The sequence below is a fragment of the Treponema parvum genome (genome assembly GCF_017893965.1).
GTDB lineage: Bacteria > Spirochaetota > Spirochaetia > Treponematales > Treponemataceae > Treponema_D > Treponema_D parvum.
Genome location: NZ_CP054142.1, coordinates 1,729,457 through 1,749,809, shown reverse-complemented (window position 1 = coordinate 1,749,809; position 20,353 = coordinate 1,729,457). Strand labels below are relative to the sequence as shown.

Here is a 20,353-nt window from a genome sequence, read left to right as displayed (position 1 = left end):
TATGAAAGCACTGATAACGATAAAGAGGATTTTGTTTTTTGCGTGCGGCGCCGCAATAAGCCCTTGGCGCAAATTTAAAAAGCGCATGCCGCTTTCGGCCTTTATCGTCGGACGTTTTTTTACGATGATAACCATGCTTTTCCTTCTGGGGTTTGCGATGTTCGGCCTGATGGAACTTGCTCCCGGCGATATAGTAGATCAGCTTATGACGCAGCAGCTTATGGCGGCGGCTTCAGGATCTCCGGGAGGATCGGGCGGCTCTGCCGGCCTTGCGGGACAAGGGACTGCTTCCGGCAGCGCTCGGACATCGCTGCCTTCGGCGTTCAAAGAAGATCAGTATTCGGTTACGCGAAGAGAACTCGGCTTGGACAGACCTTTTTACGAACAATATTTTTTATGGCTTGAGCGCGTTATCGTCCGCCATGACCTTGGGATAAGTCTTATATCCAGAGCTCCTGTTTCATTTCTCATAAGAACAAGGATAATAAATTCCGTTATCCTCAATATGATATCCCTTGTCTTTATAACCGCATTTTCATTTTTGCTCGGCGTTTATTTTTCAAGCAAGGCTGGCACTAAGATCGACGTAGCCGCCGCATTTTTTGCGCTTTTTTTTCACGCGTTCCCGGGAATTTTACTGCTCATCCTGCTTCAGCTTTTCGCCTCTATTTCAGGCCTTTTCCCCGTTACGGCCTATCCCGACTTTCCGTTTTCCGAGGCTCCTGGAAAATTTGTGTTTTCATACGGCTATCACGTTTTTTTGCCGCTGCTCGCTTCTTTTTTAGGCGGGATAGGGGGAACTATGCGCATGATCCGTGCGACTATGCTCGACCAGATGGGAATGCCCTACATAATGGCTTTGCGCGCGCGCGGAATAAGCGAGGCAAGGGTATATCTTTGCCACGCGTTCAGAAACACGTTAAACCCGTACATAACGGGCAGCGCAAACCTCATCGCAGGGCTTTTCAGCGGCTCTCTTGTTTTGGAAATAATCTTTGCGTATCCGGGAATCGGACGCCTCATGTACGAAGCGGTTCTTCAGGAAGATATAAATCTTGTGCTTGCAAACAGCATGTTCATATCGTTTTTAGTCCTTGCTGGAATGATAATATCAGACATTCTTTTGGCTCTTGTAGATCCCAGGATAAGATATGCGGGGGCCGCATGAAAAAATTTTTTCAATTTTTAAAGACAAGACCTATTGCCTTCGTTTCCGTGATATTCATAGTCATGATGTATGTCGTTATGATCTTTGCCGAATTTTTTGCGCCTTATCCGGCTGCTCAGTCTTTTGAGGCGGCGACCTTCCATCCGGCGAACGTGGAATTTTCTTTGTTCAATCTTACGGCGCGGGAATGCCGTGTACTTGATCCTGTGACATGGCAGTATGCAAGGGTAAAAGGGGAACAGTTCCATCATAAAATTGATTTTTTTGTACACGGTACGCAGTACAAGCTTTTAGGTTTTATACCATGCGACGTGCATTTGTTCGGAAGCGAAACGGATCCTGCGACGGGAAGTTTTTATCCCGTGTTTTTGTTCGGAGCCGACAATTTGGGGCGAGATCTTTTCAGCCGCATAGTTTACGGAAGCCGAATTTCACTTACCGTAGGTTTTTTGGCGTCGGCCGTTTCGCTTTTTCTTGCAATTCTTTTAGGCGGTTTGGCAGGATATTACGGGGGCGCGGCCGATTGGAGTATTATGCGTTTTGCGGAATTTTTTATGCTGATCCCGGCTCTCTATCTTATTCTGTTTTTGCGGTCGCTTTTAAATACCCGTATGGACAGCGGAACTTCCTATATCGTGATAACCATGATACTTTCCCTTGTGGGCTGGCCCGGAAGCGCACGGACTATAAGAGGCATCGTACATTCCGTAAAACGTGAAGAATTCATAATCAATTCAAAACTTGAAGGCATTCCGTCAGGGAATATAATATTTTTTCAGATAATCCCGCAGATTTCAAGTCTTCTGATAGTAAGCGCAGCCCTAAGCGTTCCGGGTTTTATTATGAGTGAAACGACCCTTTCTTATCTCGGGCTTGGCATAAGCGATCCGGCTGTAAGTTGGGGCTCGCTTATAAACCGCGATATTTCTACGCTGAACAATCTGCAAAATTATCCGTGGCTTTTGACTCCCGTATGGCTCTTGCTCGTCGTTACGCTTGCTTTTAATTTTTTCGGCGACGCTTTGCGCGATTTTTTTGATCCTTACCATGCGGTTTTTCATACGTTTAGAAGACCTGCTAAGAGCAAAAGCAAAAAAGCCGCGCTGCAAAAGGATGAAAGAGGTGAAAACAAAAGCCGCGGTGAAAATGAAAGCCGTAAAAACGAAAGCGCCGACACTTATAGAGACTCTTTGCGCTCCGAGAGAGTCTCTCGTTTGTGTTCGGCGGACGCCCCGCTTCTTTTCGTGCGGGATCTTTTTGTAACTTTTTCCGTTTTGCGCGGAACAAAGAGGGTGGAAGTTAAAGCCGTTAAGGGTATATCCTACGAACTTTACCGCGGCGAAATATTGGGCATAGTGGGCGAATCGGGCAGCGGAAAATCCGTTTCGGTTTCGGCGATCCCGTCCCTGTTGCCTGAAAACGCTTTTATAAGCGGGAACATCTTTTATGACGGAGTCGATCTTGTTACACTCCCTCCGGAAAGTATCCGTTCTTACCGCGGCAAAAAAATAGCTTTTATTTTTCAGGAACCGGGGCGTTCTTTTGATCCGCTCCAGAATATCGGCGGCGTGTTTTTTGAAACGCTCCGCAATGTGGATCCGGCTATCGGTAAAGAAGAAGCGTTTGACAAAGCTTCACAGCTTTTGACCGAAGTGGGAATTTCAGAACCGCGCGAAAGGCTCGTGAATTTTCCGCACCAGTTTTCGGGAGGGCAGCTTCAGCGTATAGGGATCGCGCTCGCGCTTGCCGAAGGCTGTGAACTTCTTATCGCGGACGAACCTACAACAGCCCTCGACGTTACGATACAAGCGCAGATAGTTTCGCTTTTGCTTAAGCTTAGAAAAACGCGCGGACTTTCCATAATATTCATAAGCCACAATATCGAACTTGTCGCTCAAATTTCAGACAGGATTGCGGTGATGTACGGCGGCAAAATAGTTGAAAGCGGAACGGCAGAGCAGATTTATAACCATCCCGAACACGATTATACGAAGGCGCTGCTGTCGTGTTTGCCCCAGTTCGGTATGCATTATACGGCTTCCGATCTTAAAACTTATTCGAGCGCGTCTTTACCTTCGGAGGGGAACAATGGATAGAGCCGACGGTGTGCTTGTTTTTGCCGAACATCTTTCAAAACGTTTTAACCTTGAAGAAGGCGCTTTTTCAAGGCAGGATAAGACGGTTTACGCTGTAAACGACGTGTCTTTTAATATTTTTTGCGGAGAAACTTACGGGCTTGTGGGAGAATCAGGCTCTGGAAAGACGACTTGCGCGCGGCTTTTAATAGGCATGTACAGGCCTTCAAGCGGAAGAATTCTTTATTGCAACGGAAATGATAAGACCGATATAACAAAGCTAAGCCGCCAAGGTCTTAAATCCTACCGTGAAAAAGTAAAATATGTTTTTCAAGATCCGGCGCGCTCTCTCAATCCGAGGATGAGCGTTTACGAAATCCTTGTCAGCGGCTTACGCCATTCTTCCAAGTGGACAGGCGAGGAAGACGCCCTCAAAAAGGCTAGAAAAATAATTTGTGAAGTAGGGCTTACCTGCGACGATTTGGAAAAACGCCCCGCAGAATTTTCAGGCGGACAACGGCAGCGTATTTCGATTGCGCGTGGACTTATCATGGATCCGGAGCTTTTGATTTGCGACGAAGTCGTTTCCGCCTTGGACGTTTCAATACAGGCGCAAATTTTAAATCTGCTCAATAAAATTCGCAGAGAGCGAAAGCTAAGCATGCTGTTTATAACGCACGATCTTAAAGTGGCCTGTTATTTTTGCGACAGGATAGGAGTTATGCACGGCGGTGTTATTGTCGAACAGGCACCCGCAGCTGATCTGTATAAAAACGCCCGGCATCAATATACGAAATTGCTTTTTAAAGGCGGCGCACTCGGGAAGGCTGATATTTTAAACGGCACGCTCGACAAGTAAGATTGTTGGACTTTTACAATGAAAACGGATATTATGGTTATATGAAAGAAGGGGCGTTTTCCGACAAAAAACAGATTGAAGACGGCGCCGACGAACTTTGCTCTTTGCTGGCGGAATGTAGCGAACCGCAGTTTATAAAGGATTTTTTGATCTGCCTTTGCACCCCCGCGGAGATTAAAGATTTGACAAGCCGCTGGCTACTCGTAAAGGAGATAAACAAGGGAGCCACCCAGCGGGAGATCGCTAAAAAATTCGGCATGTCGCTTTGTAAGATAACAAGGGGCTCCCGGGAATTGCGTAAACCCGGCAGCACTTTTTTAAAAATGATCGATCTTCTCGATTCTCGAAAATCTCGAAAACCGTAAAAAATAAATTCCTTAGCAATTATTTTAAAAGTTCCGCAATTTCTTTTCGCTGCCAATTTACGGCGATGTCGTAGGCGGTTTCTCCCGATACGTTTTTTACGGTGCGGTCGAGTCCCTCCGAAAGGATCTTCTTTACGGTTTCGACGTCCGCCGTTTTTGCCGCATAGTGCAGTATGGTGTTGCCCTGCATGTCCGCTCTTTCGCCTGCGTACTTTATGATATTGTTCAGCAATGAAGAATCTTTTTTCTGTAAGGCTACGGAAACCGTGCAATCGTCATTCTTGTTGAACGAAATGAACGGATTAGCGCCTCCTTCGAGCAACAGTCCCGCCGTTGAATTTTGATCCGATATTGCGGCAAGCGCCAACGGCGTATACCCTGCGGCGTTCCTTATGTCTATGGGATAACCTTCGTAGATCATCGTCTGAATTATTATTCCCCTTGCCCTGTTTTGCACAGCTATGTGCATGAGCGTGTTGCCGTCCGAATCCGCAAGGTTCTTGTTTGAACCGGCCACGGCTCTGATCACGTTTTCGTTTTTGCTCAAGGCAAGAGAAAACGGTGTTTCGCCGTTTTTATCGCGCGTTAAAGCGCTTCCGCCTGAATTGCGTATCTTTGTGATTATTTCGACGTTTCCCGTAAGAACCGCTTCGTGACTTGCGTTTCGTCCGTCCATGTCTTGAATGCCGGGATTTGCTCCCGCGCTCAGCATCATATCTATCAATTCGATGTTTTGTCCTCGTACGGCGTTTATAAGTATGCTCCTGCCTGCCGCGTCGGTAGCGTTCGGATCCGCCCCTCTATCGAGTAAAAGCAAGGCCATGTCTTTTTTGCCCGACAGCGCGGCTTCCGCCAAAGGCGTTGTCCCCTGCATGTTCTGGGAGTCTATCATTATTCCTCTTTTTATAAGATCGTCTGCGGAATTAAAGGCATTCCAGCGCACCGCCGTATGCAGCGCCGTGCTTCCCGAATTGTCGCGGGTGTTAAGAAAACTTCCGTACGCTAAAAGAAGATCGATTGCCGCCGTATTGTCGGTTTTTACAGCATTTATAAGCGGTGTTTCGCCGTTCGCATTTTTTACGTTTACGTCCGCTCCTTTTTCAATTAATGTGGATATCGAATCTTCAAGTCCCCATTCGGCCGCATAGTGAAGAGCCGTGTTTTTGCTTCCGTCTACGGCAGTTATCGTCTTTGATGTTATTATCCAATCGGCGCTGTCTTTGCCTTCGGTAAAAGCAAGTCTCAGAGGCGAATAATTTTTTGTGTTTGACGCAAAGATATCGGCATTCATTCCTATAAGAAGTTCGCCAATGTCGCGCCGTCTTTTTTCAATGGCAAGATACAGCGCAGTATTTCCATCGGCGTTGCGTGCGTCTATGTCCATGCAAATCGAAGCGATGTAGGCTACTGCTTCGAGCGGCGCACCTTTTAGAACCGCAGTGTGCAAAGGAGTATTACCCTTTGAATCTAGTGAATTGACGTTTGCGTTTGTTACAAGGCTTTTTATTATCCTTATGTTTTTTGAAAGCGCCATCGTGAGAGGGCTGTTCCCGTTCATGTCATAGGCGTTTATGTCCGCTCCGTTTTTTACGTAAAATTCAATGTGATTTTCTCTGTCCGTTTTTACCGCTGTGGAAAGAGGCGTAAGACCTTCTTTGTTTCTGGCGTTTATGTCCGCCTTATTTTCAACCAAAAGGGACAAAATCGCAGGATCTGCGTTTATTAAGGTTGCCGTGTGCAAAACGGTGTCGCCGTATGTGTCCTTTTTTCTTGTGTCCGCCTTGTTTGAAATCAGTAATGAATATGTTTCAAGCTGTTTTTCCTGCGGAATGATCAAGAGGATGGGCGTTTTTCCGAGCGTGTCGGGCGCGTTTACATCCGCTCCGTTTGAAAGCAATAATGAGGCGATCTGGGTGTTTCCTTTCCTGACTGCGGAATGCAGCGGCGTCGAACCTGAAATATCCTGTGCCTTTACAGAAGCGCCGTTTGCCACAAGGTAGCGCGCTATAGCCATGTGTCCCAGCGAAGCTGCGGCGTGAAGAGGCGTTTGCCCGTCGGAAATTCTTAAACTCATATTCCTTGAAAGCACGGCGTCTTCAAAATATGAATATTTTCCGTTGACGGGTTCTGCGCCTGCTTTTAAAAGTTCGGCCGCGTTGCGGACGGAAATATCGTTATCAAAATCTTCAAGGGCAAGCCTAAGGGGAGTTATGCCGTTTTCGTCTTTTACGTCGATAGGAATGTTTTTTCTTATACAATAAGAGAGCGCTTTTTCGTTATGCGTTTTAATAAAATAATGAACTATAGATTGCCCTGATACGTCGCGTATTTTTCCGCTGTGGGTCGTTATCATTATGTCGTAATACGCGTCGCTTTTTGCAAGAGCCTTTTCAAGCGCCGTAATGTTATTCCCGTCGTGTATGAAGATGTCGTTGCCTATTAACGCCAGAGTGCGCGCCGCTTCGTAGCAGTCGTTATCTATGGCTATATGAAGAGCGGTTTCGCTGTTGTAGTTTTTAAGGGTAGTGTCTGCGCCTTTTAAAATCAAAAACGTGATCAGATTTCCGTCGTTTATTTTGGCTGCGATGTGCAATACCGTATTGCCGTTTTCATCCGCACTGTTGATGTCGGCCTTTGCGTCAAAAAGAGCCTTTGCTTCTTCTATGCGTTTTTCCGCTATCAGTTGCTGCGCCGAAAGTTCTGCCGCGCTCTGTCTGCTTGTTTTTGTAGTATGACACCCCAAAAATATTGCTGAGGATAAGATCAAAAGTGTAACGGAATATTTTTTCATTCTAACTGACTCCCTGTAAATCTTTTCCGCCTTAAGTATTTTTTTTATCACGGAAAGAGATACCCTTATATTAGTTTTCGGAATAAAAACGGGAGGGAGTTAGTTATTTTTTAGATGCACATTTATTGCATCGTCCCCAGATGCATGTTTGAATTTTTCCTGCTACGGAACCTTCGGGGAGAAGTTCCGTGCATTTTGATGTAATCTTGCTTAAGAATTCTTCGTCATAAATGTCTTGTATTTTGCCGCATTCCATGCATTTAAAATGTATGTGCGGTACCGTAGTTGCGTCGTAACGCAGTTTGTCTTCTTCAAGCTGTATTGTCCGGACAAGACCGTGTTCCGTAAGCAGTTTCAGCGTGTTGTAGACCGTCGTTCTTGAAAGAGTCGGATAATCGGGAAAAAGCGCCGTATACACCATATCTACGGTAGGATGATCGGGGTGTTCGCAAAGATATTTGTAGACCGCGATTCTTTGAACCGAAGGTCTAATCCCTTTTTTTGCGATTTTGGAAAAGTAATTGTTTTCCATATAAACTATCTTTCTCCCATAAAAACTTTTGCAGGAAGTTTCAACTTCCGAAAAAGTTTTTTCGGCGCTTTCGCGAACATCAGTTGAGAAAGCGCAATAAATAATCGAGTTTGCAGAATAAGTTGTAGTGTATTCATTTTGTTTTTATCAAAACGATACATATACAACTCCTTTCACAAACATCCGCGCAAACTCGAGATAAAAAACAACGGCGATATTTCAGACGTTGTTTTTTATCTTTCTCCCATAAAAACTTTTGCAGGCTCCTGCAGCGAAGCTTCAAGCCAATTTCAAGCCGGTTTCGGCGAACCTTTTGCAAGTTTCAATTTCTGCCCGGATCCTTTCGGATACGTCAGAGTCTGCGCTTGGACTTTATAAAACCGAACACAGACTCTTGATTACGCCGGCAAAATCCGATTCTTATTTGAAATACCGTGCAAGAAGTCCGTTAAATCCGGCTCCGTGCCGCGCTTCGTCTTTTGCCATTTCGTGTACGGAATCGTGCACGGCGTCGTACCCTAATTCCTTTGCACGCTTTGCAAGCTGGAATTTGCCGTCGCAGGCTCCCGCTTCCGCTTCTGCGCGAAGTTCAAGGTTTTTGTGCGTCGAATTAGTCAAAACTTCTCCGAGCATTTCCGCAAACCTTGACGCATGGTCGGCTTCTTCAAACGCATAGCGTTTAAACGCTTCAGCGACTTCGGGGTAGCCTTCACGCTCCGCCTGACGCGACATCGCAAGGTACATTCCCACTTCGCAGCATTCGGCGTTAAAATTTTCACGCAAACCTTGGACTACCTGTTCGTCCAATCCTTTTGCAACGCCGACGCTGTGTTCGCACGCAAAGCCATTCGTCTTTTTCTGCTCTTCAAATTTGTCCTTTGAAGCTCCGCATTGCGGACATTTTTCAGGGGCGCTGTCGCCCGTGTGCACATATCCGCAAATTTTACAGACCCATTTTTTCATACAAGTCTCCTTTCGGCAGTCATGTCATCTGCCTTTGTTCATGTGGATGCTGAAAACGATCTTTTTCGTATATAAGATCATACCGTGATTTTAGCGGCCGTCTTATTTTGCGCTTTCATATAAGATACCGTCTTATGAAAACGCTTCAGCATTGGAACATATCTGTTTTTAATAATATTCCAATATCAATGATATGTCAATATTAAATTTGTAATAATTATAATTTTATAATCATTGTAAGGCTTTTCGGCTTACAGTCATATAAGGCTTAAAGCGCAAAACTTAAATGAAAAAAATCTATTATCGCGGGTGGCGGGGTAAATACAGTCAGGAAGATGCCGGCAAGTTTTCGTACGTGAAAAAAAAATACCCGGCGCAGCGAATGCCCGGGTAAGCATTTAATTTAAAAATTTACGCTTTTACTGGAGAAACGGAAGCCGTCATTCTGTTTTTATGCTCGGCAAAAACCACTTGTCCGTCAACAGTTGCAAACAGGCTGTCGTCCTTAGCCCTCATCACGTTGTTTCCAGGATGAATTTTAGTTCCTCTCTGTCTTACTATTATTGAACCGGCTTTGACGGTTTCTCCGCCGAATTTTTTAACGCCGAGATGTTTAGGATTCGAGTCGCGGCCATTTTTCGCACCGCTTCCGCCTCTTGATCTTCCCATATTATGCCTCCGTAAAGTCTGATTTCCTAAAATTGCACGAAGAAGAAAATTTCGATTTTCGACTGAGTGCAGTTCATGCGCATTTTGCGCAGCAAACTCGCAATTAAAAGACGTCGCGCTTATTTAGCGACGGCTTTTAAACTTTCCTTAAAATTGTACAGCGAGTAAATTTTCAGATTTATGAGCTGTGCAATTCATGCGCTCTTTGCGCACAATTTATAAACGAGTTTTCAAAGAAAACTCGCAATTAAAAGACGTCGCGCTTATTTAGCGACGGCTTTTAAACTTCATACAAAATATTTTCAGGATAATCCTTTGACAGGGAAGAAAAGCCCTTTTTCAAAAGATTTCCCGCAAATACCAGTTCGGCGTTCGTCTTTTCGTCAAACCGGTTTTGTCTTATGCGAAAAAATACCGTTCCGCGTAAAGACGTATCGCTTTCCAATTGTACACCTTCCGTTTCAGATAAGACTTGCATGACGGTTCGCATCAAAAAACTGATTGCCGCACAAACTATGTCCGAACCTTTGTCGGCATAGCCGGAATGTCCTTTTGCCTCGCAGGAGCGAAGCCTTCCGTCTTTTTCCAGCGCAAGGTGTATTGTCGTCATTATTTATGCTACGACTATATCCTCTACACGGACATTGGTATATTGTTGTCTGTGTCCGATAAGGCGGTGATAGTCTTTTTTGCTCTTGTATTTTAAAACAAGAACTTTTTTGTCCCTGAATGAATCTTCAACGATGATTTTGACCTTTGCGCCTTTTACATACGGTGAACCTACGCTGATCTTATCGCCGTCGCTTACAAGCAAGACGGAATCTATATCGATAGCGGTTCCTTTTTCCGCATCAAGTTTATCGACTTGCAGGATGGCGCCTTTTTCGGCTTTAAACTGTTTACCCATGTATTCGACAAGTGCGTACATATAAATACCTCAATCTAACAAAATGAATATGAAAATTCGCCGCGGTATTTAACGGGACATACCACAAGCTAGTTTAGCATACATGTAGAAGAAATAATATCGTAAAAGTTGTTTTTTAGTCAAGCTGGGTTCAAAAATTCCAAACTGTTGACAGCTGGCGTAAAAATCTGCAAAAAGCCGCCGGTTCCGAAAATCATCCTTGACCGCAACATATAGAGCGATTACACTGTATAAATGTTGATAGTAATCAACATGATTCCGCTTGTAAATTAAGCGGAATAACAAATTTTTTATAGGATTTTTTATGAAAGAGATGAAGAAATTCTTAGCTTTTCTGTTTATGACGACAATTTTTATAATTGCCGGCTGTTCTGCGAAACAAAACGGTGCGGGTAACGTCAGCGGAGTTTTTAACGGCACGGGACAGGGTATTCACGGCGATGTTAAGGTGGCGGTTACCTTAACGAACGGTAAAATTACGGATGTTTCCGTCGTTTCACACAACGAAACGCCGAATATTTCCGATGCCGCAATTCAAAATATACCTAAAAACATTGTCAAATATCAAAGTTTGGCCGTCGATACGGTATCCGGCGCGACCGTTACAAGCAATGCTATATTGAATGCCGCTGAAGCTGCTTTAGCCGAATCCGGTGCAAATGTTGCGTTTTTTAAAAATGCGGTAAAAAAAGCCGCGGCGAAGAAAAAGGCGGTAACAAAAAAAGCCGATGTGGTTATTGTCGGAGCGGGCGGAGCCGGTCTTGCCGCAGCGGTGAGTGCAAAACAAGCGGGCGCTTCGGTTATTATTGTTGAAAAAATGCCCTCGGTCGGCGGTTCAACAATTATTTCGGGCGGTCAATATAACGCCTTCGACCCCGGCCGCCAGCACAAAATCCAGATTAGAAAAGGCAACTTGGACGCCATAAACCGCTATATCAATGCCGAGCCTGCAAACGATTTGCATAAAGAACTTATCGAAAAAGTAAAGGCGCAGCTTAAAGAATATAACGACAGTAAAGCGACTTATACCTTTGATTCTGCCGAATTCCACGCGCTGCAAACCTTTGAAGGCGGCGACCGCGTCGGCAATCTCGAATTGGTTTATCAGCTTACGCAGGGCGCTCAAGAATCCGTGGGTTGGCTTGAAAGCATAGGCGTGGGTGTTCAGGAATTTGTGGGAATGGTAACAGGTTCTATGTGGCCGAGAACTCACCAATTTGAAAAACCGCTTATGACCGGTCCTATTGAAGCTTATATGGCATATTTGAACGGCGCAAAGGACTGTGAGATTTTGTTGAGCACGAAAGCGGACGAACTGATCATAAAAGACGGAAAAGTTACGGGGATAAAAGCGTCTTCGGTTAGCGAAGATTATACCCTTCTTGCCGAAAAAGGAGTTGTGCTTGCAACCGGAGGTTTTGCACGAAATCCCGAATTGATTGCGAAATACGATATTCACTGGGGCGGCTTGGACGGACTGGGCTCGACGAACCACATGGGTGCAACCGGCGACGGCATTATCATGGCTCAAGCTGCCGGAGCAAACCTTGTAGGAATGGAATGGATTCAGCTTTTACCGGTCGGTAATCCGGAAACCGGCGGAATGTCCGGTAACATATCGATTAACGCTGCGAACCAATTGTTTATAAATCTTGAAGGAAAAAGATTTGTAGCCGAAGACGAAAGACGCGACAATCTTACGCGGGCATTGTTGGCTCAGCCTGAAAGAAAGATGTTTATTCTTCACGATGCGCATGAATATACTTCAGGCGATGTTAAAAACGATTTTAACGAAACGATAGACGAGCTTGTTGCCAAAGGACTTGTAGTTAAAGCCGATACGATAAGAGGTTTGGCCGAAAAGATGGGCGTCAATCCCGATAATTTGGTAAAATCGATAGAAGAATATAACGAAGCCGTTGACGGAAAAATAAAAGATCCTCTTAATAAGAAGGTTATGGATAAGCGATTTGATAAAGCGCCGTTTTATGCCGGAATCCGCGTTCCGACAATACATCATACAATGGGCGGCGTCGCAATCGATAAAGATGCGCGAGTGCTCGATGCAAGCGGTAAAGCAATTCCCGGTTTATACGCTGCAGGTGAGGTTACCGGCGGTATACACGGTTCGAACCGTTTAGGCGGCAACGCACTGCCCGACACGGTTGTGTTCGGTAAAATTGCCGGAGCTTCGGCGGCTTCCGCGAAGTAAAAAAAGGCCGAGCGATTAGTGCGCGCTTTGCGCACTGTTGATACATGAGTCTTTGAAAGAAAACTCGGCCGTTTGGCGAGGCGGCGCCACATAGCCGCCGAAGTTAAACCTGTATTTAAAATGGTCGGGGCTGTCCCGGAAGCGATTTAAAACTTCACGAAGGGCAGCCCCTGCATTTAGCCGGTATAAGCGGCTTTTTCCTTTTTATTTTATCTTATATGTACTTGTAGTGATAGTTCCTCCGTTTGTGTAAACGTCAAACGAGATAGATTTTGTCTTTGTAAGGTCCATCGCGCTGTAAAATTCCTGCAGGTTGGTAATGCGTTTACCGTTTACGGCGGTTATGATATCGCCTTCCTGAAGCCTGAGAGACGCGGCCGGCGTTTTATCGTATATGTTGCTTACGACTACGCCCTTTACATTCTTGTCGTCAATTTTTAGCTGCTCGCGAAGTTTGTCCGTCAGCGGAACCGCGAGGAAGCCCGGCCATGTCTTGCCGTCGTTCGCCGCTACGTCCGCCTTGCGCTCTTCGATTTTAACTTTTACGGAGAGGGGCTTTCCTCCGCGGATCAAACCGAATTCGGCGTTTTTTCCGGCTCTAAGATTTCCCACTTCGCGCACAAGCTGGTCTACGGATTTTATCTCATGACCGTCGAGCGAAGTGATATAATCGCCGGATTGAAGCCCTGCCTTATAAGCGGGAGAATCTATAAACACCTGCGCCGCAAAAGCGCCCGTTTTATTGCTTACGCCGAGCGATTCCTTGTATTCGTCCGAAATTTCTATGAGAGAAACTCCGAGCCATCCGTAAGAAATTTTTCCCTCGTTTATAAAAGCGTCGATCGCGTGTTTGAGGTTGTTTATCGGAATTGAAAATCCCAATCCCTGAGAACCGCCTGAAGAAGAAGCGATCCAAGTGTTAAGCCCTATGACTTCTCCGTAGATGTTCACAAGGGGGCCGCCGGAATTTCCTTGGTTAATCGCAGCGTCCGTTTGAATAAAATCTGAAACGTTTCCGATTCCGCTGCCGGAACGGCCGGTCGCGCTTATGATTCCCTGCGTTACCGACTGACTGTAGCCCAGCGGCGCTCCCATCGCAAGACATATGTCGCCCGCCTGAACCTTGTCGGAATCTCCCAAAACGGCTACGGGTATGGTGTTGTCGCTCGATTCAAATGATACCAGAGCCACATCCATCCTCTCGTCGGCGCCTACGAGTTTTCCGCTGAATTGACGGCCGTCGTTCAGTTTTACGGAAATATCGGTAGCTTTTCCGGCTACATGATTATTCGTAAGTACGTAGATTGTCTTGCCCGATCTGCGCACTATCACGCCGGATCCCAATCCTTTTTGTTCGTATTCGCGGGGAGTGCTTTCCTGCCGGTTCCTGTCGTTAGGATTGCCGAAGAAAAAGAAGGGCATGTTTTCAAAAGGCGACGGTGTAACCGTCTTTTTTTCGGTTACGTCGACTTCCACTACGGCAGGGAGCACTTCGCTGCTTATGGAACGGAATGCGTTTTGCAGAGATTCTACAACCTTTAAAGAATCCTGCGGTATTGAAACGGCCGCCGTTTTCGTTTCTGCAAAAGCCGTAGCCGCCGAACCTTTTACGGCGACGCCGCGGTAATAAAGAGAGACCAAGCCGAAAGATAAGACGGCCGCAGAGACGGCTCCTATCAGGTATTTAGTCCATTTTTTCATCTTTTTAAGCCTCCAAAAGCTAATAAATTTTTTATCACGGTTCAATTTGACCTGTATCTATCATTTAAAATAATCAATTCCTAAAAAAAGCGTTACAAAAAAATGCGCCGGACCTGATAATTTTCTGTTAGCAGACGGATTTTAGCCGAAAGCGCGGTTTTATTCAGCTGACAATTTCAAAACTTTGAAATTCGGCATTATTCGACCTACAAAGAATTCTATTTTTCCTTACTATATAGTATAATATTCTTATGCTTAATTTTACATATTACGCCCCTACACAGATTGTGTTCGGCAAAGGAACGGAAAAACAGACGGGTCAGCTTGTAAAGGCGCAGAATTGCAAAAAGGTGCTCGTGCATTTCGGCGGTAAGTCGGCAAAAGAGTCCGGTTTGCTTGACAGTGTTTACGATTCTTTAAAAGAAAACGGCATAGACTTTGTAAGTCTCGGAGGCGTAAAGCCTAATCCTGTTCTTTCTTTAGTGGAAAAAGGAATCGAACTTTGCAAGGCTGAAAAGGTTGATTTTATTTTGGCCGTAGGAGGCGGATCGGTCATAGATTCCGCCAAGGCCATAGGGTACGGAATGACAAATGATTTTCCGGTTTGGGATATCTACAGCCGCAAAAATGCGCCTAAGGCGTGTCTTCCGATCGGGGCTGTTTTGACTATCGCGGCAGCAGGAAGCGAAATGAGCGATTCTTCCGTGATAACGAACGACAAAACGCTTGAAAAAAGAGGGTTTTCAAGCAATTATTGCCGTCTTAAATTTGCAATAATGAATCCGGAACTGACGTTCAGCTTGGGACAATGGCAGACTCAAAGCGGCGCTACCGATATCATCATGCACACTCTTGAAAGGTGGTTTACCGCAAAGGGACAGGAATCTTCCGAAATGGTAGATTATATTGCGGCGGGGCTCGTAAAGACCGTCATGCACAACGCGCCTGTCCTGCTCGGCAATCCTCGCGACTATAATGCGCGTGCGGAGATCATGTGGGCTTCAAGTCTTTCCCATAACGGGCTTACGGGGCCGTTCGGAAACGGAGATTGGGCGGTTCATCAGATCGAACATGAATTGGGCGGAATGTTTGATGTTACGCACGGCGCAGGCTTGGCGGCTGTATGGGCTACGTGGGCGCGCTACGTCTATAAGGAAAACGTCGAACGCTTTGTTAAAATGGGCACCGATATTTTCGATATGAAAAAGCCTTCAAAAGGGGACGAGGAAAAAACCGCCCTCGAAGCTATCGCGAAGATGGAAGCCTTTTTCAAATCCGTCAATATGCCGATTTCAATAAAAGAGCTTGGTCTTGATTTAAGCGACGCTCAATGCGAACAGCTTGCCGTAAACTGTACTTGGCAAGGCACGAGAACCGTCGGCGCCGTAAAAAAACTGGGAAAGGCCGAACTTACGGAAATATATAAAAAGGCTCGCTGAATTATACGCCGTCTTAGCCTGATTTAAGCCGGTAAAGTTTGATTTTGAGGTTTTGTTATGATCCGATTTGCCGACGAGGCTGTAATTGAAGTGCGTTCCGGAAAAGGCGGAAACGGCTGCGTCTCTTTTAGACGGGAAAAATACATTCCTAACGGTGGTCCTTCCGGAGGGGACGGCGGAAAGGGCGGCGATGTAGTTTTTCGCGTAAAACGGAATATGCGTACGCTGGCTTCGCTAAGGTATCGCCGCTTTTTTAAGGCTCAAAACGGTCAGGACGGCATGAGTTGGGGGAAATACGGCAAGGACGGCGAGGACGTCATAGTTTTTGTTCCGCCAGGTACGACCGTTCGGGATTACGAAACCGGAGAGATCATCCGCGATTTTACGGTTGAAAGCGACGACGAAAGTTTTGTGTTTTTGAAAGGCGGAAACGGCGGGTGGGGGAATATTCACTTTAAAACTTCCACCAATCAGGCTCCGCGGCATGCAAATCCGGGGCAGGCGGGACAAGAGCGTAAACTTCGCATAGAACTCAGCATAATGGCCGACGTGGGGCTTGTGGGCTTTCCCAATGCGGGGAAATCTTCGCTTCTTACGGCCTTTACAAACGCCAGACCGAAAATCGCTCCTTATCCTTTTACAACGAAAATTCCAAATCTCGGAGTTTTAAGGGTTGATAACGAAAGAGACATAATAATTGCGGATATTCCGGGAATAATCGAAGGCGCATCGGAAGGAGCCGGATTAGGCTTTCAGTTTTTAAAACATATTTCCCGCACAGCATGCCTTTTATTTATGATAGATTGCAGTGAAGAAAACTGTTTTACCGCCTATGATGTTTTATGCGGTGAAATTTCATCGTATTCGGCGGATATTGCAAAAAAACCGCGAATAGTCTTATGTAATAAAATTGACGTCGAAGGCGCCGCTGAAAGAGCTGAAAAAGTTTCTTCCGACATTAGGAAAAAATACGGCGACATAGCGGTAATTCCCGTTTCAGTTCTTACAAATTCCGGGCTGGGCAGCGCGCGCAACGCGATAATGAGTCTGGTAGACAGCCTTGAAAACAATGAAAAGGTCGGTAAAAACAATGCAGGCAATGCAAGTATTTCTCCGTCTTTTATGGACTTGCGCTCGGTAGACGAAGAAGCCGAAGTTCAATATCCCGGTTCCGAAAGATGAAGATTGCCGTCTTGGGCGGGAGTTTTAATCCCGTTCACGCAGGGCATGTTGCGCTTGCGAAATCCGTATGTGACGAATTGGGTTATGACAGATTGCTGTTCATTCCCACTTTTTATCCTCCGCATAAAATTATAGGCGACGCTCCGTCTGACGAAGACCGCATTAAAATGCTTTCGCTTGTCTGCCTTTCGGACAGCCGTTTCGAAGTTGAATGCTGCGAGCTTGAACGAAAGGGAATTTCATACACATGGGACACGGTTTGTTTTTTGGAACAAAAATATTCGGAATGTCTTTCTGCGAAGATCGGCCTTGTTTTGGGGCAAGACCTTGCGGCCGAGTATTATAAGTGGAAAAACGCCGAGTATCTCGCTCAAAAAACGGACATCATACTTGCGCGGCGCCCGGAAGAAATTTTGCCTTCAAAGATCGACTCTTCAAAAGTTGGCTTTTTAAACGCCGGCGTGGAAAACCGTTCCCCAAAAGAAGAAGCGGCGGTTAACGTGCCCCGCGGCCCGTATACCGGCGTAAGAGCCTCGGATCAAATGCTGGAAGATTTTCCGTATCCCCACAGAATTTTAAAAAATCCGCTTTTACCCGTTTCTTCAACTCAGATAAGGCAAAAAATTTCTTCAGGTCAGGATTGGCGCGATCTTGTCCCGTTCGAAGTTTATTGTTATATTAGAAAAAGAAAATTATATGGATGTAAAGCTTGAAGATGAGGGTCCGTGCAATAAAAAACGGTTGTGCGAAAGATCTTCTATTTTGCAGGTTATAGAACGGGTTCGCAGATACGCATTTAAAGCTCTTTCAAAAAAACGTTACGAACATTCGGTACGAGTAGCCGAAACCGCAAAAAAAATGTGCGTTTTGTACGGAATTGACCCGGATCTCGGATATCTTGCCGGAATCGCCCACGACATATGCAAGGAAATGAAGGATGAAGATATTCTTTCGCTTGCGTTGCGGGACGGAGATCCCGTTACTGAAGTTGAAAAAAGCAAGCTTTCGCTCTTGCACGGACGCGCCGCTGCGGTAATGCTTAGAGACGATTTCGGTATAAACGACAAAGAGCTATTGCAATCCGTCGCTTGCCATACGTTCGGAGATCCTTCTTTGAGTAGACTCGGCAAAATAATATATGCCGCCGACAAGATCGAGCCCGGCAGAGGACATGTGAGTGCGGAATATCTTGACAGACTGTTTTCGCTTGATTTGGATCATTTAGTTAAAACCGTTTTATCCGAGGCGATTTCCTATGTTAAAGAAAAAAAATACGCCGTGTCGCCTCAATCGATTGCTTTTCTTAAAAAGATTGAAGAAGACATAGCGGCTGAAAATAAGTTCGCGGCGAAGAAAAACAATGAATGTGCCTCTGCGTCGAAAGGCAGCGGCAAGCTTACGGCGCATTATGCATAAAAACATAAAATAACACGGACGGTAAGGATGCGTCTCAGACAGGAACAAAAAGGATTTATTTTTTTACTTCTCATTTTATTGATTATAGGTTCCGTTTCTCTTGTTTTATACTTCCTTCTTGAAGAAGATCCCGTAGGCGAAATTTTGGAGCAGGAACAGGTAATAAAACTTCTTATCGTAATGGAAGATGAAGGGGAAGCGCTTTTTACCGATGTGTTTTTATATTATCCGCTTTCTCACGTCGGTGCTATGATCAGCATCCCCGGCAATACTGGATCTATTTATTCTTCGATAGGCCGTGTAGACCGAATAGACAGAATATATTCCGAAAAGGGTATTCAGGTTTACAGGTCGGAAATAGAAAAGCTCATAGGATCTTCGATTCCGTTTTATATCGTGATTAGTCTGAAAGATTTACAACTTATCACCGACAGACTCGGAGGTATGCGTGTTCTGGTTCCTTCACCCGTCGACGCTCTTTCGCCGGAGGGCAAGAGGTGGCTTTTACCGTCAGGTTCAATCTTGCTTGACGGAGATAAGCTTGCGGTTTATCTTGAATACTTTATTGAGGATGAAACGGATTCAAGCGTTGCGGAGCGCCGTCAGAATATAATCATCGCTTTACTTTCGGCGTTAAACAGAAACGCATCCGTAATGTTTGAAAAAAATAATTTTAAATTTTATGAAAAAAAATTTACTTCAAATGTAAATGCAAACGGATTAAGAGATCTTTTGCGTGAAATTTCAAAAGTCGATGCGGAACGGATCGTACCGCAAACCGTTACGGGAATGCGCCGCATTGTTGACGGAAACGAACTTTTGTTTCCTTTTTACGACGGGCAGCTTATAAAAGATGTGGTGATGCAGACGGTAAACTCTCTTGTTTCGGAAACTATGACTTTGAGCGGCCGCGTTTACGTGCTTGAAATTAAAAACGGTACCACAGTACAGGGACTGGCTCATAATACGGCCGCTCTTTTGCGGAGCGCCGGCTATGATATACTTAGGACGCTGAACGCGAGTTCAAACGATATTGAAAAGACCGAAATAATAGATCACATAGGCAACGCCGACGCTGCAAAGAGTTTGGGAAATTTTATACGTTGTAATAATATAAGGGAAGAAGACATTCAACTTTCCGGCGATATGAGTGATGAAAACCGGAATGTCGACTTTACGATCATACTCGGCGGTGATTTTGACGGCCGATATGTTCATTGAGATTTTTAGGAGTTCCATTTTTCTGCGGCGCATAAAATCTTATTTAACTGCGCGCAAAGAGCGCACTAATTCAACAGCCTCCAAAATTGACATTTTGTTCGGCTGTTGAATTTTAACGGAGGTTTAAATTGAACGAAATAGAAACGAAGGCGCTTGAAATTGCTCGGCTGCTGCAGGACGGCAAGGGCAAGGATGTCTGTGTTCTCGATATTTCCGAGCTGAACAGCTGGACCGATTATTTTATAATTGCGACTGTAAACAGTTCTTCGCATCAGCAAGGTTTGTACAAGGATGTAAAAGAATACATCAAAGATCATGCTCTTGAGATTCACACTGTGCACAGAAAAACGTCGGACGGGGACGACTGGAATTTGATAGACTTAGGACCGATAGTCGTTCATCTTATGTCCGAAGCTGCGCGGAATTTTTACGATCTTGAAAAGCTGTGGTTCGCCGGGCGAAAAATTGATTTTAAAACAGCGTAGAAAAAAGGCTTTTACCTGGTAAAGTCGTAGCCGTCTTCTTCTTCGATATCGTCAAAAGGCTCTTGCACGTCTTCGTCTTCAAGATCTTCGAAACTTTCTTCTTCATAGAAGTCGTCGTCAAAGTCATCCAGAGAATCGGATTCCTCGCTGTCTTCAAAGTCGTTTAAGGAATCGTCTTCATCGTAATCGTCGTTGTAAGAAAAACTCACCGTTGCAGATTGATAATCCGACCAATCACCTTCGTCAAGCATGTCACCCTCCCGCAGATGCATAAGCCTGTTTCGTCTTTTCATTAAGTAACAAACGCTATATATAGCGTTTATTGCCGACAACTTGAATGTAATTTA

The 20,353-nt window shown here is 45.3% G+C and carries 19 protein-coding genes; 11 read left to right on the top strand and 8 right to left on the bottom strand.

Annotation, left to right across the window (positions count from 1 at the left end; genetic code table 11):
- Window position 1 precedes the first annotated feature (1 nt).
- Genes HRQ91_RS07690 through HRQ91_RS07675 form a run of 4 tightly spaced genes read left to right on the top strand, consistent with a single transcriptional unit; the run spans window position 2 to window position 4,467 of the window.
- A complete protein-coding gene (locus HRQ91_RS07690; RefSeq protein WP_210118271.1) occupies window positions 2-1,168 on the top strand; it encodes an ABC transporter permease in 1,167 nt (388 codons plus the stop codon).
- On the top strand, window positions 1,165-3,264 hold the full coding sequence (locus tag HRQ91_RS07685) for a dipeptide/oligopeptide/nickel ABC transporter permease/ATP-binding protein (RefSeq protein WP_210119011.1): 2,100 nt from the start codon (window positions 1,165-1,167) through the stop codon (window positions 3,262-3,264). Before HRQ91_RS07690 ends, HRQ91_RS07685 begins: the two co-directional genes overlap by 4 nt.
- Window positions 3,257-4,102 (top strand): ATP-binding cassette domain-containing protein, encoded by an 846-nt coding sequence (locus tag HRQ91_RS07680; RefSeq protein ID WP_210119010.1) that lies wholly within the window; start codon window positions 3,257-3,259, stop codon window positions 4,100-4,102. Before HRQ91_RS07685 ends, HRQ91_RS07680 begins: the two co-directional genes overlap by 8 nt.
- A 41-nt stretch (window positions 4,103-4,143) precedes the next feature.
- Window positions 4,144-4,467, top strand: a complete 324-nt coding sequence (locus tag HRQ91_RS07675; RefSeq protein WP_210119009.1) for a Trp family transcriptional regulator — start codon at window positions 4,144-4,146, stop codon at window positions 4,465-4,467.
- A gap of 19 nt (window positions 4,468-4,486) precedes the next feature.
- Here HRQ91_RS07675 and HRQ91_RS07670 read toward each other — a convergent pair whose 3' ends face one another.
- The 6 genes from HRQ91_RS07670 to rplU form a co-directional block, all read right to left on the bottom strand.
- Window positions 4,487-7,258, bottom strand: coding sequence for an ankyrin repeat domain-containing protein (locus tag HRQ91_RS07670; RefSeq protein WP_210119008.1), 2,772 nt, complete (start codon window positions 7,256-7,258; stop codon window positions 4,487-4,489).
- 103 nt (window positions 7,259-7,361) lie between these two features.
- Window positions 7,362-7,790: a Fur family transcriptional regulator gene (locus HRQ91_RS07665; RefSeq protein ID WP_210119007.1), complete on the bottom strand. Its 429-nt coding sequence runs from the start codon at window positions 7,788-7,790 to the stop codon at window positions 7,362-7,364.
- 420 nt (window positions 7,791-8,210) lie between these two features.
- Window positions 8,211-8,753, bottom strand: coding sequence for an NADH peroxidase (locus HRQ91_RS07660; protein WP_210119006.1), 543 nt, complete (start codon window positions 8,751-8,753; stop codon window positions 8,211-8,213).
- 411 nt (window positions 8,754-9,164) lie between these two features.
- Entirely contained in the window at window positions 9,165-9,422 is a 258-nt protein-coding gene (gene rpmA / locus HRQ91_RS07655; RefSeq protein ID WP_210118278.1) for a 50S ribosomal protein L27, read from the bottom strand.
- 280 nt (window positions 9,423-9,702) lie between these two features.
- Complete coding sequence (locus HRQ91_RS07650; protein ID WP_210119005.1) at window positions 9,703-10,032, bottom strand: ribosomal-processing cysteine protease Prp; 330 nt, start codon at window positions 10,030-10,032, stop codon at window positions 9,703-9,705.
- A 3-nt stretch (window positions 10,033-10,035) separates the two neighbouring features.
- Window positions 10,036-10,350 (bottom strand): 50S ribosomal protein L21, encoded by a 315-nt coding sequence (gene rplU, locus HRQ91_RS07645; protein WP_210119004.1) that lies wholly within the window; start codon window positions 10,348-10,350, stop codon window positions 10,036-10,038.
- Between the two features lie 304 nt (window positions 10,351-10,654).
- Between rplU and HRQ91_RS07640 the strand changes: the two genes are divergently transcribed.
- Window positions 10,655-12,562 (top strand): flavocytochrome c, encoded by a 1,908-nt coding sequence (locus tag HRQ91_RS07640; protein ID WP_210119003.1) that lies wholly within the window; start codon window positions 10,655-10,657, stop codon window positions 12,560-12,562.
- A 204-nt stretch (window positions 12,563-12,766) separates the two neighbouring features.
- On the opposite strand, the gene HRQ91_RS07635 is transcribed toward HRQ91_RS07640, so the two are convergent.
- Window positions 12,767-14,263, bottom strand: a complete 1,497-nt coding sequence (locus tag HRQ91_RS07635) for a Do family serine endopeptidase (RefSeq protein ID WP_210119002.1) — start codon at window positions 14,261-14,263, stop codon at window positions 12,767-12,769.
- Between the two features lie 251 nt (window positions 14,264-14,514).
- Between HRQ91_RS07635 and HRQ91_RS07630 the strand changes: the two genes are divergently transcribed.
- The 6 genes from HRQ91_RS07630 (at window position 14,515) to rsfS (ending at window position 20,006) form a co-directional block, all read left to right on the top strand.
- Window positions 14,515-15,702: an iron-containing alcohol dehydrogenase gene (locus HRQ91_RS07630; RefSeq protein WP_210119001.1), complete on the top strand. Its 1,188-nt coding sequence runs from the start codon at window positions 14,515-14,517 to the stop codon at window positions 15,700-15,702.
- 57 nt (window positions 15,703-15,759) lie between these two features.
- The gene (obgE, locus tag HRQ91_RS07625; protein WP_210119000.1) at window positions 15,760-16,884 is read left to right on the top strand and encodes a GTPase ObgE; all 1,125 of its coding nucleotides are present in this window, start codon (window positions 15,760-15,762) and stop codon (window positions 16,882-16,884) included.
- Complete coding sequence (gene nadD / locus HRQ91_RS07620) at window positions 16,881-17,597, top strand: nicotinate (nicotinamide) nucleotide adenylyltransferase (protein ID WP_210118999.1); 717 nt, start codon at window positions 16,881-16,883, stop codon at window positions 17,595-17,597. The genes obgE and nadD overlap by 4 nt, the downstream gene beginning before the upstream one ends.
- Entirely contained in the window at window positions 17,581-18,300 is a 720-nt protein-coding gene (gene yqeK / locus HRQ91_RS07615; protein WP_210118998.1) for a bis(5'-nucleosyl)-tetraphosphatase (symmetrical) YqeK, read from the top strand. Before nadD ends, yqeK begins: the two co-directional genes overlap by 17 nt.
- A gap of 27 nt (window positions 18,301-18,327) precedes the next feature.
- The gene (locus HRQ91_RS07610) at window positions 18,328-19,521 is read left to right on the top strand and encodes an LCP family protein (protein ID WP_210118997.1); all 1,194 of its coding nucleotides are present in this window, start codon (window positions 18,328-18,330) and stop codon (window positions 19,519-19,521) included.
- 128 nt (window positions 19,522-19,649) lie between these two features.
- On the top strand, window positions 19,650-20,006 hold the full coding sequence (gene rsfS, locus HRQ91_RS07605) for a ribosome silencing factor (protein ID WP_210118996.1): 357 nt from the start codon (window positions 19,650-19,652) through the stop codon (window positions 20,004-20,006).
- An 11-nt stretch (window positions 20,007-20,017) separates the two neighbouring features.
- On the opposite strand, the gene HRQ91_RS07600 is transcribed toward rsfS, so the two are convergent.
- Window positions 20,018-20,257 carry a hypothetical protein gene (locus HRQ91_RS07600; RefSeq protein ID WP_210118995.1) on the bottom strand — a complete coding sequence of 80 codons (240 nt, stop codon included), beginning with the start codon at window positions 20,255-20,257 and terminating at the stop codon, window positions 20,018-20,020.
- Window positions 20,258-20,353 lie beyond the last annotated feature (96 nt).